This window comes from Edaphovirga cremea, assembly GCF_003332275.1.
Lineage (GTDB): Bacteria > Pseudomonadota > Gammaproteobacteria > Enterobacterales > Enterobacteriaceae > Edaphovirga > Edaphovirga cremea.
Genome location: NZ_QOVA01000032.1, coordinates 13,344 through 30,437, shown reverse-complemented (window position 1 = coordinate 30,437; position 17,094 = coordinate 13,344). Strand labels below are relative to the sequence as shown.

The 17,094-nt window shown below is 51.3% G+C and carries 13 protein-coding genes and 1 pseudogene; 9 read left to right on the top strand and 5 right to left on the bottom strand.

Features of this window, described 5'->3' with window-relative positions:
• The 3 genes from DRI82_RS22075 to DRI82_RS22060 form a co-directional block, all read left to right on the top strand.
• Positions 1-1,617 (top strand): autotransporter outer membrane beta-barrel domain-containing protein (locus DRI82_RS22075; protein WP_245956909.1); only part of this gene is annotated, 1,617 nt, incomplete at its 5' end.
• A 271-nt stretch (positions 1,618-1,888) separates the two neighbouring features.
• On the top strand, positions 1,889-2,746 hold the full coding sequence (locus DRI82_RS22065; protein WP_114196063.1) for a hypothetical protein: 858 nt from the start codon (positions 1,889-1,891) through the stop codon (positions 2,744-2,746).
• The gene (locus tag DRI82_RS22060) at positions 2,739-3,140 is read left to right on the top strand and encodes a DUF1240 domain-containing protein (RefSeq protein ID WP_114196057.1); all 402 of its coding nucleotides are present in this window, start codon (positions 2,739-2,741) and stop codon (positions 3,138-3,140) included. The genes DRI82_RS22065 and DRI82_RS22060 overlap by 8 nt, the downstream gene beginning before the upstream one ends.
• Before the next feature lie 48 nt (positions 3,141-3,188).
• On the opposite strand, the gene DRI82_RS22055 is transcribed toward DRI82_RS22060, so the two are convergent.
• Entirely contained in the window at positions 3,189-3,668 is a 480-nt protein-coding gene (locus tag DRI82_RS22055; protein ID WP_114196056.1) for an Hcp family type VI secretion system effector, read from the bottom strand.
• A 633-nt stretch (positions 3,669-4,301) separates the two neighbouring features.
• On the opposite strand from DRI82_RS22055, the gene DRI82_RS22050 reads away from it, so the two are divergent.
• Positions 4,302-5,894, top strand: a complete 1,593-nt coding sequence (locus DRI82_RS22050) for an ABC-F family ATPase (RefSeq protein WP_114196055.1) — start codon at positions 4,302-4,304, stop codon at positions 5,892-5,894.
• Positions 5,895-6,013: 119 nt separating this feature from the next.
• On the opposite strand, the pseudogene DRI82_RS24830 reads toward DRI82_RS22050, so the two are convergent.
• The 4 genes and pseudogenes from DRI82_RS24830 to moeA form a co-directional block, all read right to left on the bottom strand.
• Positions 6,014-6,136 (bottom strand): annotated as a pseudogene (locus DRI82_RS24830) (DUF4158 domain-containing protein); the annotation flags it as partial.
• Positions 6,133-7,416, bottom strand: coding sequence for an RHS repeat-associated core domain-containing protein (locus DRI82_RS24160; protein WP_211317707.1), 1,284 nt, complete (start codon positions 7,414-7,416; stop codon positions 6,133-6,135). The pseudogene DRI82_RS24830 and the gene DRI82_RS24160, both read right to left, overlap by 4 nt.
• A 665-nt stretch (positions 7,417-8,081) precedes the next feature.
• Entirely contained in the window at positions 8,082-8,849 is a 768-nt protein-coding gene (gene moeB, locus DRI82_RS22035) for a molybdopterin-synthase adenylyltransferase MoeB (RefSeq protein WP_114196053.1), read from the bottom strand.
• A gap of 2 nt (positions 8,850-8,851) precedes the next feature.
• A complete protein-coding gene (moeA, locus tag DRI82_RS22030; protein ID WP_114196052.1) occupies positions 8,852-10,090 on the bottom strand; it encodes a molybdopterin molybdotransferase MoeA in 1,239 nt (412 codons plus the stop codon).
• 388 nt (positions 10,091-10,478) lie between these two features.
• On the opposite strand from moeA, the gene DRI82_RS22025 reads away from it, so the two are divergent.
• The 5 genes from DRI82_RS22025 (at position 10,479) to gsiB (ending at position 17,053) form a co-directional block, all read left to right on the top strand.
• Positions 10,479-11,315: a class II aldolase/adducin family protein gene (locus tag DRI82_RS22025; RefSeq protein WP_211317706.1), complete on the top strand. Its 837-nt coding sequence runs from the start codon at positions 10,479-10,481 to the stop codon at positions 11,313-11,315.
• Between the two features lie 203 nt (positions 11,316-11,518).
• Positions 11,519-12,250: an L-fucose operon activator gene (fucR, locus tag DRI82_RS22020; RefSeq protein WP_114196050.1), complete on the top strand. Its 732-nt coding sequence runs from the start codon at positions 11,519-11,521 to the stop codon at positions 12,248-12,250.
• A gap of 353 nt (positions 12,251-12,603) precedes the next feature.
• Complete coding sequence (locus DRI82_RS22015; protein WP_114196049.1) at positions 12,604-13,572, top strand: isoaspartyl peptidase/L-asparaginase family protein; 969 nt, start codon at positions 12,604-12,606, stop codon at positions 13,570-13,572.
• A 5-nt stretch (positions 13,573-13,577) separates the two neighbouring features.
• Positions 13,578-15,485: a glutathione ABC transporter ATP-binding protein GsiA gene (gsiA, locus tag DRI82_RS22010; RefSeq protein WP_114196061.1), complete on the top strand. Its 1,908-nt coding sequence runs from the start codon at positions 13,578-13,580 to the stop codon at positions 15,483-15,485.
• Between the two features lie 26 nt (positions 15,486-15,511).
• Positions 15,512-17,053, top strand: a complete 1,542-nt coding sequence (gene gsiB / locus DRI82_RS22005; protein WP_114196048.1) for a glutathione ABC transporter substrate-binding protein GsiB — start codon at positions 15,512-15,514, stop codon at positions 17,051-17,053.
• The last annotated feature ends 41 nt before the right edge of the window (positions 17,054-17,094 follow it).

The following is a 17,094-nucleotide window of genomic DNA, read 5'->3' as shown; positions in this document are numbered from 1 at the left end:
AACTCTGACTACACGTTGGGTACTGCGGGCCAATTGGATCTGGCCGGTTATAGCCAGACCCTCGCCAGCCTGAATAACGCCGGGGTGGTGAGTTTTAACGGGGCGCCAGGGGCTGTTTTGACCGTGTTGGGTAATTATACCGGCAATGACGGGTTGCTGAATTTCAACACGGCGCTGAATGACGATACCTCCGCCACCGATAAACTGGTGGTAAACGGTAATACCTCGGGGACCACCTTGGTGAGTGTGACCAATGCCGGTGGCAGCGGTGCAGCGACCCTGAACGGTATTGAACTGGTACAGGTGAATGGCCTCTCTGACGGTGAGTTTGTCCAAAATGGCCGTATTGTGGCGGGTGCTTATGATTACCACTTGGCGCGTGGTGCGGATACCCTTGCCAAAAACTGGTATCTGACCAGTGCGGTGACCCCAGAGCCAGAACCAGAACCAGAGCCAGAGGTAATCCCAGAGCCAGAGGTAATCCCAGAGCCAGAGGTAATCCCAGAGCCAGAGGTAATCCCAGAGCCAGAGGTAACGCCAGAGCCAGAGGTAACGCCAGAGCCAAGGATAACCCCAGATCCAGAGGTAACCCCAGATCCAGCGCCACCTACAAGTCAGGAGCCGGCAGCACCCGCAACGATGGTTGAACGCCCGGAGGCAGGTGCCTATAGCGCCAACCTGGCGGCAGCGAACAACATGTTTGTGACGCGTTTACACGATCGTCTGGGTGAAACCCAGTATATCGATGCGTTGACCGGTGAGAAGAAAGTCACCAGCATGTGGCTGCGTAACGAGGGCGGTCATACTCGCTCCCGTGACACCAACGGCCAGTTGAACACCCAGGCTAACCGCTATGTGCTGCAACTGGGTGGCGACATTGCCCAGTGGAGCAATAACGACCTGGACCGTTTCCATCTGGGCGTGATGGCGGGTTATGGCAACAGCAAAAACAGAACTGGATCCAATATCTCGGGTTACAGTGCCCGTGGGTCAGTGGAAGGTTATAGCCTCGGGATGTATGGCACCTGGTATGCCAACGAAGCCGACAAGACGGGTTTGTATGTGGATAGCTGGGCGCAGTACAGCTGGTTCGATAACACGGTTGACGGTCAGGATTTGGCGACTGAAAAGTACAAATCCAAAGGGGTAACGGCGTCAGTAGAGAGCGGCTATACCTTTAAAATCGGTGAAAATGCAGCGAAAAACGCCACCTACTTTATCCAGCCCAAAGCGCAGGTGACCTGGATGGGCGTGAAAGCCGATGACCATAAAGAGGTCAACGGCACCCATGTCTCGGGTGAAGGTGATGGCAATATCCAGACCCGTCTGGGAGTGAAAGCCTTTATGAATCGTTATAGCGACCAGGATAAAGGCAAGGATCGCGTTTTCCAGCCGTTTGTCGAAGCGAACTGGATCCACAATACCCAGGATTTTGGTACCACGATGGACGGCAGCACGGTGAAACAAGCCGGGGCGGCCAATATTGGTGAGCTGAAAGTGGGCGTGGAAGGCCAGATCAACAAGAGACTGAATGTCTGGGGCAATGTCGGCCAGCAGGTTGGTGATAAAGGCTACAGCGATACTACCGCGATGATAGGGATTAAATACAACTTCTAAGAGTAATAGAGAGAAAAGCTGTATCAAAAGGTGCCATTTGGCACCTTTTGACCGTTGTAGCCCGTATCGCCCTGAAACGTGATCTGATTATCAACCCGTACTCCTCAGCCATTTCGGTCTGTCTGCGCAGACGATCGCCCATTTCTTGTTGCTTGCTTGAAAAACGCACACATCAAATCGAGTTTAGTTTTGGTTACGGAAATTTATGGGATTCTGCCGTACAACCCTTATAATACTTGGAGTAAAGTTAAATACAAGGAACTCAATGATTATGAAATATGATCCGGTTTCAAACACTTTTGTTGATGATGATTATCGATTGCAAGATCACCTTGACTTTAAAAGACAACACGCAGATATCACATATCAAAAGCTGAATGATCAACTCAAGGAAATGAATGATGCAAATATGCATGCATTATTAACAATAGAGGAAGGGTTGTATTTTTTAAAAACATTGTGTACCCCAAACCCTAACCAATCGTGGAAGGATGCTATCTTTGCCTGTACCGATCCTATATCGTCCTTTGCTGGGAATATCGCTGAGTCAATGTCTGTTGGCAGAATAGCTCTTGAGATGAGAGGATTCGGTGTAACGGCAACTGAATATGTGGGAAAAAATGGCAATACCTATATTAGGTTGTCCGGATATCCAGGAATAAGAAGATATTTAGATGCGACAAGATACTTAATTGATAACCCTCGAATCTTGGATATAGGGATAGGAACTCAAGGTATTGAGAATGGAGTTGTTGGTGGAGCAAGATTCTGCATAGTATTTTCAGCAGCTTACCGAGCAGTTGAATTGTTGTTGAAAGATGAATATGGGTTAACTGATTTTTTTGTTAATTTAACAATGGATGCGGCGAAATTAGCTATATCCGTTGGGGTGGCTTGGGGAGCAAAAACATTAGCTACCGGTGCTATGGTCACTGGGGGAAGTATTATTTTTATTGCTGCTGGTATCTTTGCTGTGGGGGTTTTCGCCAGCCTCATATTATACTGGTTAGATAACGAATATAAAATAAGCGAAACGATAATAAAAAACTTAAAGTCACATAGGGTACAATATTCACCGTATCATGCCGATCAATTTTTTAACGCGTGGGGGAGACTCAGTCGTGGTTAAAATAAATCGGCCATTCACTGGCATATTTGCAGTTTTTCTTTTATTCCTTTCATGTTGGGGGTGCTGGTTTTCTATAAGCGGATACTTAGCTTTCTTTAAATCAAATGATGTTATCGTCTTCTCATGGAAAGTGGGAGTGATGATATTTGCAGCTCCTATATTATTTTATTTTACCTACTTGGCATTCTATGCCACAATAAAAAATGAACCTGCTAAAATGAATAATAAGCTAGCGAATTCGTTAGTTATTTTAGCAATGTTTGGCGCAGTGTTTTCTTTACTTTTCTCATTATATCTGAGCTATAATCTCAACAGCCATGGATATAAAATATGTCCAAAAGGATCCTGGATGGATCCTAATGAATATGCAAAAGATATAAATTTATGTCCATAGTAAAAAAATTATCAAGCACACTTTCTTAAGTGTGCTTGATATTAAAAATTAATAAACCCTATCTTCCCATATACTGTAACCAGAAGTACCTGCACCTCTGTGATTCCATGCTATGGATTTATACTTTAATTGAACTTTTTCATACGGTATCATTTCATTATTATCTATTGAGTGTGGGTATACACTGGTAACATCTACAATGCTAGCTTCGGTCAATTTAACTTCATAATAAAGTTCTAACTGTCCAGCAGGATCTACTCTATAAAAATAAAAAACAACGTCTACCAGTTCATTTTCAGATATTGCCACTCCTAACAATGGAGATGACTTATCTATAGGCTTAGTAAAATGAACAGGGTGATGAGCTACATTCTGTTCACGGCTTATACTGTGATTTAAGCCCAATACCTGTATTTGGTCTTCATGACCTATCTGGCAACGATTGCCAATAGAATCGAGTGATGAGCATCCGGCGGATATTAAACCTTGTTTTTTCCCTTTAACACTTGCGTAAATCAAATTAGACATATCAATTCCTTATGTAAACTACACCGTAGAATAAATTTCCCACTCAGAAAAACTTCACCCAGAAGAGATATTAGTACTGTCGTTCCGAAGTTGGTGGTATTTTGCTCCAAATAATAAAATACATTGTCTCATTAATAATGCCAAATTTTTTCTTGCGCCAATGGACTATTATATGAAAATTTTTCAAATTGCTCTGACAGTTGCGTTATTGCCGGGGGTTGTTGACTGCATAAAGTCCTTTTTTCTTTTTCCATACAAATAATATCCCTTATAATAATACCCAATGTGACATAAAAACCACCATTGTAAAAAAAATCAACTGACTTTTTTATACTTGTGGTTTGCGGACGCAAGCGGTATCGCGCTGCTGTTGTCGCTAAAAGAAATGAACCCCAAATAAGTGGTGTTGGTCAGCGGTCTGAAACCACATCAGTGGGTTAAGGCTTTGCACGTTTTTACGTGAAAAAAATCCCCCACTCATTGGCGTACTCCTCAGCCATTTCGGTCTGTCTGCGCGGACGATTGCCCATTTCTTGTCGCTTGCTTGAAAAACGCACATATCTGTAGGCGATCCTGTGCTCCTCTTGTGGCATAATGCGCGCCTCATCACATTTCCAATTAAGAGCGAGCGTTGTGTTAAGTACTAATAACGTCACTATGCAGTTCGGCAGCAAGCCGCTGTTTGAAAATATCTCTGTCAAGTTTGGCGGTGGCAACCGCTATGGTCTGATCGGCGCCAACGGCTGCGGTAAGTCCACATTTATGAAGATCCTCGGTGGGGATCTGGTTCCGTCTGCGGGTAACGTATTCCTCGATCCTAACGAGCGTCTCGGTAAACTGCGTCAGGATCAGTTCGCTTTCGAAAAATATTCGGTGCTGGATACCGTGATCATGGGCCACGGTGAACTGTGGGCGGTGAAAGAAGAGCGTGACAGTATCTACGCCATGGCCGAAATGAGCGAAGCGGACGGCTATAAAGTCGCCGATCTGGAAGTCGCTTACGGCGAAATGGACGGTTATAGCGCGGAAGCCCGTGCCGGTGAATTGTTGCTCGGCGTCGGTATTCCGGTTGAACAGCATTACGGGCCAATGAGCGAAATCGCTCCCGGCTGGAAGCTGCGTGTGTTGCTGGCTCAGGCGCTGTTCTCCAACCCGGAAATCCTGCTGCTCGACGAACCAACCAACAACCTGGATATCGACACTATCCGCTGGTTGGAGCAAGTGCTGAACGAACGTAACAGCACCATGATCATCATTTCGCATGACCGTCACTTCCTGAATATGGTGTGTACGCACATGGCGGATCTGGATTACGGCGAACTGCGCGTTTATCCAGGTAACTATGATGAATACATGACGGCGGCGACGCAGGCTCGTGAACGCCTGCTTTCCGATAACGCCAAGAAAAAGGCGCAAATCGCCGATCTGCAATCGTTCGTCAGCCGCTTCAGTGCCAACGCCTCCAAATCCAAGCAGGCTACGTCACGTGCACGTCAGATTGATAAAATTCAATTGGACGAAGTGAAAGCATCAAGCCGTCAGAACCCGTATATCCGCTTCGATCAGGACAAGAAATTGTTCCGTAATGCGCTGGAAGTGGAAGGGCTGACCAAAGGTTTTGATAATGGCCCACTGTTCAAGAACCAGAATCTGATGGTTGAAGTGGGCGAGAAAATTGCCGTGCTGGGTACCAACGGCATCGGTAAATCGACCCTGCTGAAAACGCTGGTGGGTGAGTTGACGCCGGATGCGGGTACCGTCAAGTGGTCTGAAAATGCCCTGATTGGTTACTACGGTCAGGATCATGCTGAAGACTTTGATTCTGAACTGACGGTGTTTGACTGGATGAGCCAGTGGAAACAACCGAAAGACGACGAGCAGGCTGTTCGCAGCGTGCTGGGCCGTCTGCTGTTCGGTCAGGACGACATCAATAAGAAAGTCGCGGTGCTGTCGGGTGGCGAGAAGGGGCGTATGCTCTTCGGTAAGCTGATGATGCAGCGTCCTAATATTTTGATTATGGATGAACCGACCAACCACCTGGACATGGAATCCATTGAGTCACTGAACATGGCGCTTGAAATGTATCAGGGCACCCTGATTTTCGTTTCACATGACCGTGAATTTGTCAGCTCGCTGGCAACCCGCGTGATTGAAATGCTTCCCGGTAAAGTGGTCGATTTCAGCGGCAACTACGAAGATTATCTGCGCAGTCAGGGTATCGTCTGAGTGTGTTGATGCCATAAAAAACCCGCTTTTTGCGGGTTTTTTTACGCCGGCACGCTCAGGCAGCGGTAGCAGGGTTCGTCAGGCTGATAAGTGAACAGCAAATCGTCCCAAATATCGAAGGTACATAGCTGAACAGCAAAACCCAGGCGATTGTGGTCACCTCTTTTTGACGGGATATGCTGGTGGTCAAAACCATCCAGATGAAAATAACGTGCCCATCCAGGATCGGAAATGGGTTTCAAATTTTCTTATAACCCATTATTTCATGTGCATCATATACATACGTTGTTGTTCCGACACTACGAAGCCTTATTTTTAAATTGTTTCTCAGGATGATCTCATGCTCACCTTCAGTAACAGACCCTTTGTAACCGTAGCCATGAGTTTCAAGAATTTGGGTGAATTTTTCAGATTCCTTAACCCGATTGTTACGGAATATACCTTTAGTCTTTAATATCTCTTTAAGTTTCTTGGCCTTCACTTCTTGAGGAATAGTTCCATCAGCTAAAAAAGTATCGCTAAATTGAAATAACTTGATATCTTTTATAACTTCGAATTTGTGAAGGTAAGCCATCTTATTATCAGGACTTATATAATCTGCTAGATAACCCTCTGAGACGTTCTCATTTAGAGCAAAATATGTTCCGCTCCAGTCATTGTCAGATTCATCAGCAAGAGATAGATTAAAGTTTTCAAATACGCTGGATTTATATAAGGTACTCCCTTTTGCTAGTTTCTTCGTGGAAATCGATTCTGCAGCCATATCGACACCTTCTTTGATAGCAAAATTTTCTGCATCACTGGCTTCTAGGCCATCAATAAGTCCCTCGAATGCAACAGCCAGCTCCCAGAAAAGATGCCCGGACGGGTCAGCATGATTAACTGGATTACTCCCGCAGTACGCATACCCATGCACCCCACCCGGCCCAAACGGGCTCATAGTATCCTGACTGGCAAACCGCTTCACTACCGGGTTAAATCCCCGGTATCCATTACCTAACACGTAGGATCCTGATAATGCAGAACGGCGCTGACCAGTGTAGCCTAGTGAAATGTTATTCATAATAGTGGTATGAGGCTCGATAAACATACCGGCCTGGAGGGTCGCCGTGGGGGTAGCAAAATTATCGGCATGATAATACTCGACGGATAGTGTCACCTGAGTGTTGTAGGGGCCTTGATAGTCGCCAGCTATAAATAGATTCAGCACGCAGGACGTCCAAACAAAGCCGTCAACCAGAACATCGATTTTAACGAAGTCCCCGGCAGTCCTCCAATTCCAGGAGTCAACTGGCACACCGGGTATGTCCGCACTGTCGGTCTCGAATCCGTCCGGCAGGTAAATAATCAAATAAGAACCGGCCTTTTCCGCACCCCCCTTGGTATCAAAATTCAGCGTAATGGTGACGTCCGCAGAGGTGGTACTGACGCTCGGATAACGGCCATCCGCATTCATTTGCTCGGTGATGGTCATCGTAAACGCCGTGTCTTTTATAGCCATAATCAAATCCTCGGTTTTCATATCGTAGCTTCCGGGCGTGAGCCGGGGGCGCACGGATTCAGGCGATGTCTCTGGAGTTATTTGCTGTATCCGTAAGGGTCGTACACCCGCCAGGCAACTTCACTTGGGTCGCCATCTGGATCACCGAGCCCTGCTGGTCACTCCCGATTAGCTGCACGCTGTCCGTCAGTGCCGCTCTGGAAGGAGCAGGCCAATGTCTCCACATAGGTCGAACTCAGCGCGCCCTGCAGTTCGTTCATCAGCAATCCGTCGAGTCGGTGCTATACACTGTTGTGCCGTCGGCGACCAGACGCTCTGTCTTCAGCGTGTTGCCGGACAAGTAATCTGAGTTGTTGAGAGCCAGGAACATTGAGCCATAAGAAACCCTTTAACGATGAAATTAGACTGAGTAGGCCCTCATACTGACTTCGAATTTGGCGGCAGACGTTGTTCACGGGCGATAAAATATTCGAAACGGGATATCAGGCCTGGTGATACGCCTCATTAACCGTATCTCGCAATAAAGCATAGGAAGGTAAACGATGCAGCGGTGGGCAATTAGGGCGCGCAATTGCGGGCTTTTATTGCCCGCCTCTTTGAAGTGTATAAAGTAGAAACCGTCCAACTTTATGGGGGCACTCCATTTTGCGGGTTTTTTTATGTCTGTACTCTAAGGCAGCGGCCTTTTATGGCGCGCTGCCGCACACCTCGCAATGCGGATTCTTCGGCAGTTTCATTTCGCGAAATTGCAGGGTCATCGCGTCAAACATCAACAAACGCCCCGTCGCCACGCGGCCATAACCGGTCATGAGTTTGATGGCTTCCATCGCCTGCAACGTGCCTATGGTGCCGACCAGCGGTGCCATCACCCCGGCTTCGACGCAGGTGAGGGCGTTTTCACCAAACAGGCGGCTCAGGCAGCGGTAACAGGGTTCGTCAGGCTGATAAGTGAATACACTGAGTTGGCCTTCCATACGAATAGCGGCACCGGACACCAGCGGTTTTTTCAGCGCAAAGCAGATCTGGTTCAGGCTGTCGCGGATAGCCACGTTGTCGGTGCAATCCAACACCACATCGACACTCGCGATCACGTCGGCCAGTTCTGCTTCTTGCAACTGGCGGGCGATGGGGTGCAGCGTGATATGCGGATTAATCTGTTGCAGGGCGACGACGGCGGAATCCACTTTCGGCCAGCCAATGCGGGCATCAGTATGCAGGATTTGGCGCTGCAAATTCGACAGCGACACCGTATCGAAATCCACCAGCGTTAACTGGCCGGTGCCGGCCGCGGCCAGATACTGGGCGGTTGCACAACCCAGCCCACCAAGACCGACGATCAGCGCATGCGATGCCTTGAGTTTCTCCTGACCGTCGAAATCAAAACCCCGCAGCACGATCTGGCGGTTGTAGCGCAGTTCTTCGCTGGCGCTGAGTTCACTGAATCCCGCGGACATGATCAGTTCCTCAACAGCGCATTGAAGGGTTCAATATCGACGGTTTCACCCGCCGCGACGGAGCCGCGCTCGCGTTCCAGCACGATAAAGCAGTTCGCCAGACTGAACGAACTGAACACGTGTGAGCCTTGGTGCCCGGTGCTTTGCACTTCCAACGTGCCTTCACGATTCACCGTGAAAAAGCCGCGCTGAAAGTCGAGGCGCCCTGGCGTTTTCTTTAATGGTGCGGTCGCTTTGGCTTTCAGTCTTGGAGGCAGCGACCAGTTGTTCTGCCCGGCCAGTTTGGCGATCAGCGGTTGCACCAGTTGGTAGAAGGTCAGGGCGGCAGAGACCGGATTTCCCGGTAACCCGCAGAACCAGGCGTTGTGCAATTTGCCGAAAGCAAAAGGTTTGCCGGGCTTAATCGCCAGCTTCCAGAAGCTCACTTCACCGAGTTCGTCCAGCATCTGTTTGGTGTAGTCGGCTTCACCCACGGATACGCCGCCGCTGCTGATCACCAGATCGGCCCAGTCATCGGCCTGCTCAAACGCTTTGCGCAATGCGGCCTGATCGTCACGGACGATGCCGAGATCCAGTATCGAACAGCCGAGCTTCTCCAGCATCAGGCGCACTGCGAAACGGTTGGTGTCGTAGATTTGTCCTTCTTGCAGCGGCGTACCGACCGGTTGCAGTTCGTCGCCGGTAGAAAATACCGCCACGCGCAGTTGCCCAAACACTTCCACTTCCTCTACGCCCAGCGAGGCCAGTAGCGGCAATTGCGACGCGCCGAGGCGCACGCCCTGCGGCAGTACGGTGTCACCGCTTTTAAAGTCATCACCAATCAGCCGGATGTTCTGGCCTGGCCTGACGGGTTCGGCAAACCGCACGCCTGCTTCTGTGACGACCACCTGTTCTTGCATGATCACCGCTTCGGTACCCGCAGGAACGGGCGCACCGGTCATGATACGAATACAGCTGCCTGCTGGCCATTCGCCACTGAACGGGGTGCCCGCAAAGGCTTTGCCCGCCACGGGCAGGGGAATCCCTGATTTGAGATCCTGCAATCGCACCGCATAGCCGTCCATCGCAGCGTTATCAAAAGGCGGCACATTGACGGGGGAGGTCACATGGGTAGCGGTAATGCGGCCTGCGGCAGCCGTGAGGGGAATACGTTGGGTCTTTTGCGGGGCGGTAATCTGCGCAAGCATCTTCGCCAACGCCTGTTCAAGGGAGAGTAAATCGGAAGTGTTCAAGCTATTCATTTGCGCTCCATGGCTTTCCGTGCCTGTGCGTCTCATGGGCCACGAAAAGTGATAAATCGTTAGATGACCTATTATGGCATATGGCAAGGCTTGATACTCAAATGGGCAGCACAACGATTACCGTTTTGCCAACGGGCCCGGTAAATCGGGCAATTGAACGTTTTAAGGTGACTAAAAAACAGTCAAAACGGGCAGTGAAATCGGCTGCCAAACGTGACTTTCATCACAATATGCTCCGTCATGCCGAGTGGCGACGCATATCTCCGATCATTTAGGTTCCCTGCCTGCGTAATCGCCTTAGCATTATTACGTCAACGCGAAAGCAGCGGGAGCGGATATCAGTTACCCCGTCATGCGCGGATCACTATCCAACATGAGAGCACATATTATGAGTCAGTCTGATTGGTCAATTTCCCCCCCGTTACCGAAACTCGAATTCAATTGGGTGGAAGGCAAAGATCCGCAAACCCCGCAGGAAGTGAACCAGTTTTTCTATAGTGATGCGATACAGGTGATCAAGCAGCGTATCGTCAGCATCGGCCAGCGTATGTGGCAGAAAGAGTATGTGGACGGCAACGGCGGCAATATTTCGGTGCGCGTCGGTGACAACCTGATCCTCTGCACGCCAACGCTTATCAGCAAAGGCTTCATGACGCCGGACGATATGTGCCTCGTCGACATGCAGGGCCGGCAGAAAGCCGGTAAACGCCCGTCCACCAGCGAAATCAAAACCCACCTGGGGATTATGGAGCGCGTGCCTGCCGCCAAATCCTGTGTGCATGCGCACCCGGTACACGCCAACGCGTTTGCCATCACCGGCACCGTACCGCCCACTGGCATCATGCCTGAACCGGATATTTTTTATGGCGAAGTGGCTCTGGCGAAATATGCCACGCCGGGTACGCCGGACAATGCCTGCAACGTCGGGTCCGTTTCCCCGGATCATCAATGTATTTTTATGGAAAACCACGGCGTTATCGTCTGGGGCAGCCATGTGGAAGATGCTTATTGGAAACTGGAAAACGTCGATGCCTATTGCCGTATCCTGCTGCTGGCTACCCAACTGAATATTCCTATCCAACAGGTGAATTCCGCGTCCATGCGTGATTTCGTTGCGCTGCGTATCAAGCTCGGCATGCCAGATGCGCGCGAACAACGCAACGACCACGATCTGTTCAACCTACGGGAATTCGCCGGTAAGCCATTGAAACCGCACGCTGAATAATCGGCGTTAGCGCGAAGGGCGGACAACTCATGCGGGATAAAAATCCTGTACCCATCGAGTTGTTCGCCTGTTTTTCCTCACGGTGGGTCATTTGTGTGATCTATTTCCCAAAAAAATGAGAACGATCCCAATAATTGCTTCATCAGGAAGGTAAGCTCTACGAAACCCGTAAGTGAAGCCAGCCATTGGAGCTAAACCTACCGATGAAAAATACCCGCCACGAAGAATTGCTGAGTCTTATTGCTGAACACGACGTGCTGAGCGTCAATCAATTGTCGCAACATCTCAACGTTTGCCGGGAAACCATCCGCCGTGATTTGAGTGAATTGCAGGAGCAAGGGCTGATTCTGCGGCGTCACGGCAAGGCCAAACGCATCATCAAACAGGATGACATTGGGATTCCGTTCAATCACCGGGTGAAAAGCCACTACAGCGACAAAGACGATATTACGCGTCAGGCGTTGGCCTACATTGAAACAGATATGATTTTGGCGCTGGACGCCAGCTCAACCTGTTGGTATCTCGCCAGAAAATTACCCGATATTACATTGACCGTTTTCACCAACAGCGTGCGCATTCTGCATGAGTTGGAGCGCAGGCAAAATATTCAGGTGATCAGTTCCGGTGGTGCGTTGCAGCGCAAAGATGAATCCTATGTCAATCCCTCCCTTTTTTCACTGCTGAAACATTACGACATCGATCTGTTCATGTTCTCTTGCGAGGGATTGGATAAAAGCGGTGAGCTGTGGGATTCCAACGAAACCAATGCAGACTATAAAGCGATGCTGGTAAAGAAATCGGCGCAGTCGCTGTTATTGCTGGATAAAAGCAAAGTGTGGCGTCAGGGTGTTTCGCGGATCTGTTCGTTGCAGGATGTGGATATTATTATCAGCAATCGTGAACTGAATCTCCCGCAGAATGCTTCAATGGCTTAGCGCATTCCCACGTATTATTCCGGGCTACTCTTTCCATCAGGTGATTATCACCTGATGGTGAGGAGGGATAAATATTCCCACCGATATTCTCCTGCCCTTATGCCTTTTTTTTGTTTTATATCGCTGAATATTCTAAGCAATTGCCACAAACGGACTCGATTCAGTTTCTTCTTTACTTACGCCGCCCGGCTAAATATAGTCAAAAAAACGGCAATAAAAGCCGTCTGGTGCCAGACTATATTATATTGTTGATTTCACAAAACATGTCACTGATTCCATAACAAAATAATCCCCTTATTGTGCAGCCGATCATCGCTGTGCCAAACGGATATTCAGACAGGGTGCAGTAACTGATGAGCAAACCAGTCATCGTGATCCACGGCGGCGCAGGGGCAATTACCCGTGCCGTAATGAGTGCAGAGAAAGAACAGGAATTCATTCAGGCGCTTTCCGCGATTGTTGCCAGCGGGCAGCATATTCTCGCGCAGGGCGGCAGTGCGCTGGACGCCGTAACAGAAGCGGTGCGTCTGCTGGAAGAGTGCCCGCTGTTCAACGCTGGCAAAGGTGCGGTGTTCACCAACCGGGGAACGCACGAGCTCGACGCCTGCGTAATGGACGGCAGAACGCTCGATGCCGGGGCGGTCAGTTGCGTCAGCCGTATCCGCAATCCGATCCTGGCAGCCCGGGCGGTGTTGGAAAGCAGTCCTCATGTGATGTTCACCGCAGAAGGTGCTGAACAGTTCGCGCAAAGTCAGGGTTTGGCAATGGTGCCGCCGGACTACTTTTACACCGAGGCACGCTATCAGCAGCTTCAGCGGGCGCAGGCCGATGAGGGCCGCGTAGTGCTCGATCACGATGGGGCGAGCGAGCAATCGCTGTCGCAAAACGATCCGCTGGATCCCGATCGCAAATTTGGCACGGTCGGCGCGGTGGCCCTGGATGCCCAAGGCAATCTGGCTGCGGCCACCTCGACCGGCGGCATGACCAACAAACAGGTGGGACGCGTGGGTGATACGCCAATTATCGGCGCGGGATGCTACGCCAATAACGCCACCGTGGCGGTTTCCAGCACCGGTACAGGCGAAATTTTCATGCGCACCGTGGCGGCCTACGACGTGTCGGCGCTGATGGAATACGGTGGCCTTTCCCTGCAACAGGCGACCGATAAAGTGGTGATGGAAAAACTGCTGGCGCTGGGCGGCAGCGGTGGACTTATCGCGGTCGATCGCGACGGCAATATCGCACTGCCTTTCAACAGCGAAGGCATGTACCGCGGCTTCGGCTACGTCGGTGATGCGGCCAGCGTCGGGATCTATCGCTGATGGTTATGGCGGCAGCAACCAACGGCGGATTACCGCTGGCTGAAAATCAGGTGCTGTCAGTGCGTGACCTGAGCGTGCGGTTCAGCAACGATCAGCAACAGGTTGATGCCGTCCGCCATCTCAGTTTCGATCTGCACCGCCAGGAAACGCTGGCGATCGTCGGCGAATCGGGGTCAGGCAAGTCGGTGACGTCGCTGGCGCTGATGCGTCTGGTTGAGCAGGGCGGGGGCGATATCATCAGCGGGGAAATGCTGTTTCGCCGCCGCAAAGGCGCGGTGGTGGATCTGGCGCAAGCCAGTCAATCCACGCTGCGGACGCTGCGCGGTGCCGACATGGCGATGATCTTCCAGGAGCCGATGACCTCGCTCAATCCGGTTTTTCCGGTGGGCGAGCAGATTGCGGAATCCATTCGTTTGCATCAAGGGAAAGATCACCGTAGCGCCCGGCAGGAAGCGCTGCATATGCTGGATCTGGTGCGCATTCCCGAAGCACGCAATATCCTTGACCGCTTTCCACATCAGCTCTCCGGCGGTATGCGCCAGCGGGTGATGATCGCGATGGCGCTCTCCTGCAAACCGTCGCTGTTGATTGCCGATGAACCCACCACCGCGCTGGATGTGACTATTCAGGCGCAGATCCTGCAACTGATCCGCGTGCTGCAAAAAGAGATGCACATGGGGGTGATTTTTATTACCCATGATATGGGCGTCGTGGCGGAAATCGCCGATCGGGTGCTGGTGATGCATCAGGGCGATAAAGTGGAAGTCGGTGAGGTCAATGCGCTGTTCAGGGCGCCCAAACATCCCTATACGCAAGCGTTGCTGGCCGCGGTGCCCAAATTGGGGTCGATGGCCGGTCGCGATTTCCCGGCGCGGTTTCCGTTACTGCACACACCGCAGGAGGCCACGCCGCCCACTACGGCTCCGCTGGAATCCTTGCCGCAGAACGGCCTTCAACAGGATACGATAAAAAGCGGCGCGGCACCGATTTTGCAGGTAAAGGATCTGGTGACGCGATTTGATATCCGCAGCGGTATTTTCAACCGCGTCACCCGGCAGGTTCACGCCGTGGAGAAAGTCAGTTTCGACCTTTATCCCGGTGAAACGCTGGCGCTGGTGGGCGAGTCGGGCTGCGGTAAATCCACCACCGGCCGCTCGCTGCTGAAACTCGTCGACAGCCGCAGCGGCACGATTGTTTTCAACGGCCAGCCCATCACCCATTTAAAAGGTTCCGCGCTGCAACATTTGCGGCGTGACATCCAGTTTATTTTCCAGGATCCCTACGCTTCCCTCGATCCGCGCCTGACCGTTGGGTTCTCCATCATGGAGCCGCTGCTGGTACACAAGGTGGCGCGCGGCAAAGAGGCCGAAGATCGCGTGGCCTGGCTGCTTGAGCGGGTGGGTCTTTTGCCCGAGCATGCGAAACGCTATCCGCATGAGTTTTCCGGCGGTCAGCGCCAGCGGATCTGCATTGCCCGCGCGCTGGCGCTCAACCCCAAAGTGGTGATTGCCGATGAATCGGTTTCCGCGCTGGACGTTTCGATTCAGGCGCAAATCGTCAATTTGCTGATGGATCTGCAACGTGAATTTGGCATTGCGTTTCTGTTTATTTCCCACGACATGGCCGTCGTTGAGCGGATCAGCCATCGCGTTGCGGTGATGTATCTGGGGCAAATTGTTGAGATTGGCTCGCGCCGGGCCATCTTTGAAAACCCGCAACACCCTTACACGCGAAAATTGATGGCGGCGGTACCGGTCGCCGATCCGGCGCAGCGCCATCGTGAACAGGCATTATTGGTAGATGAAATCCCAAGTCCGATCCGGGCATTGGGAGATGAACCGACTATTGCGCCATTAGTGCGGGTGGGTGAAGGGCACTTTGTTGCCCGCCATCCGATCGCCGGTGCTTACTGACTGGGATTTTCAAGGAGAACGTAAACATGATTCAGAAGACCTTTACCCGCAAGGCGCTGGTGGCGGTGGCCGTTTTGGCTGCGTTGTCCTCCGGTTCGGCCTGGGCGGCCAAAGACGTGGTCGTTGCTGTTGCCTCCAACTTTACGACCCTCGATCCTTACGACGCCAATGACAGTTTGTCGCAGGCGGTCGCCAAGTCGTTCTATCAGGGGCTGTTCGGTTTCGACAAAGACATGAAACTGGTCAATGTGCTGGCTGACAGCTACGAAGCCAGCAGCGACGGGTTGACCTACACCATCAAATTGCATCCGGACGTGAAATTCCAGGACGGGACGGATTTCAATGCCGAAGCCGTCAAGATCAACCTGGATCGCGCCAGTAATCCGGACAATCGCCTCAAGCGTTACAATCTGTTCAAGATGATCGATAAAACCGAAGTGGTCGATCCGACGACGGTCAAAATTACCCTGAAAGCGCCGTTCTCGGCGTTTATCAATAACCTGGCGCATCCGTCAGCGGTGATCATCTCTCCGGCGGCGCTGAAGCAGTACGGCAAAGAGATCGGCTTCCATCCGGTGGGCACTGGCCCGTACCAGTTTGTGAACTGGAATCAGACCGATTTTGTCAAAGTGAAGAAATTTGACGGCTATTGGAAGCAGGGCGAGCCGAAGCTGGATACCATCACCTGGCGTCCGGTCGTTGACAACAACACCCGCGCCGCGATGCTGCAAACCGGTGAAGCCGACTTTGCGTTCCCCATCCCTTACGAACAAGCCAAGGTGTTGGAACATAACGACAAATTGCATCTGGTTGCCTCACCGTCCATATTGCAGCGCTACATCAGTTTCAACGTCACGCAAAAACCTTTCGATAATGTGAAAGTGCGTCAGGCCATCAATTACGCCATCAACAAAGACGCGCTGATCAAAGTGGCCTTTGCCGGATTTGCCGTGCCCGCCGAAGGGCCCGTACCGGAAGGGATCGACTTCTCCGTCAAATACAAACCGTGGCCTTACGATCCGGCCAAAGCCCGTGAGCTATTGAAAGAAGCCGGTTATCCGAACGGTTTTACCACCACGCTCTGGTCATCGCATAACCACAGCACCGCGCAGAAAGTGTTGCAGTTTACCCAGCAGCAGTTGGCGCAGGTCGGTATCAAAGTGCAGGTTACCGCGATGGATGCCGGGCAGCGTGCTGCGCAGGTAGAGAGTGTCGGCGTCAAAGAGACCGGCGTGCGCTTGTTCTACACCGGCTGGTCGGCTTCCACGGGCGAAGCGGATTGGGCGCTGACGCCGCTGTTTGCGACGCAGTCTGCGCCACCAAAACAGTTCAATACGGCGTTCTACAGCAATCCGAAAGTGGACAAAGCGCTGGCCGACGCGCTGGCAACCACCGATCGCGGTGAAAAACAGCGTTTGTACAAAGAGGCACAGGATCAGATCTGGGCTGACGCACCGTGGGCATTCCTGGTGACCGAACGTTTGGTCTCGGCGAATAATAAACGCCTGAGTGGTTTCTACGTCATGCCGGATACGTCGTTCAGTTTCGATAATGCGGACGTGAAGTAAAGCATTGCCGGGAGCCAGCGCAGGTTGGCTCCCAACGAACG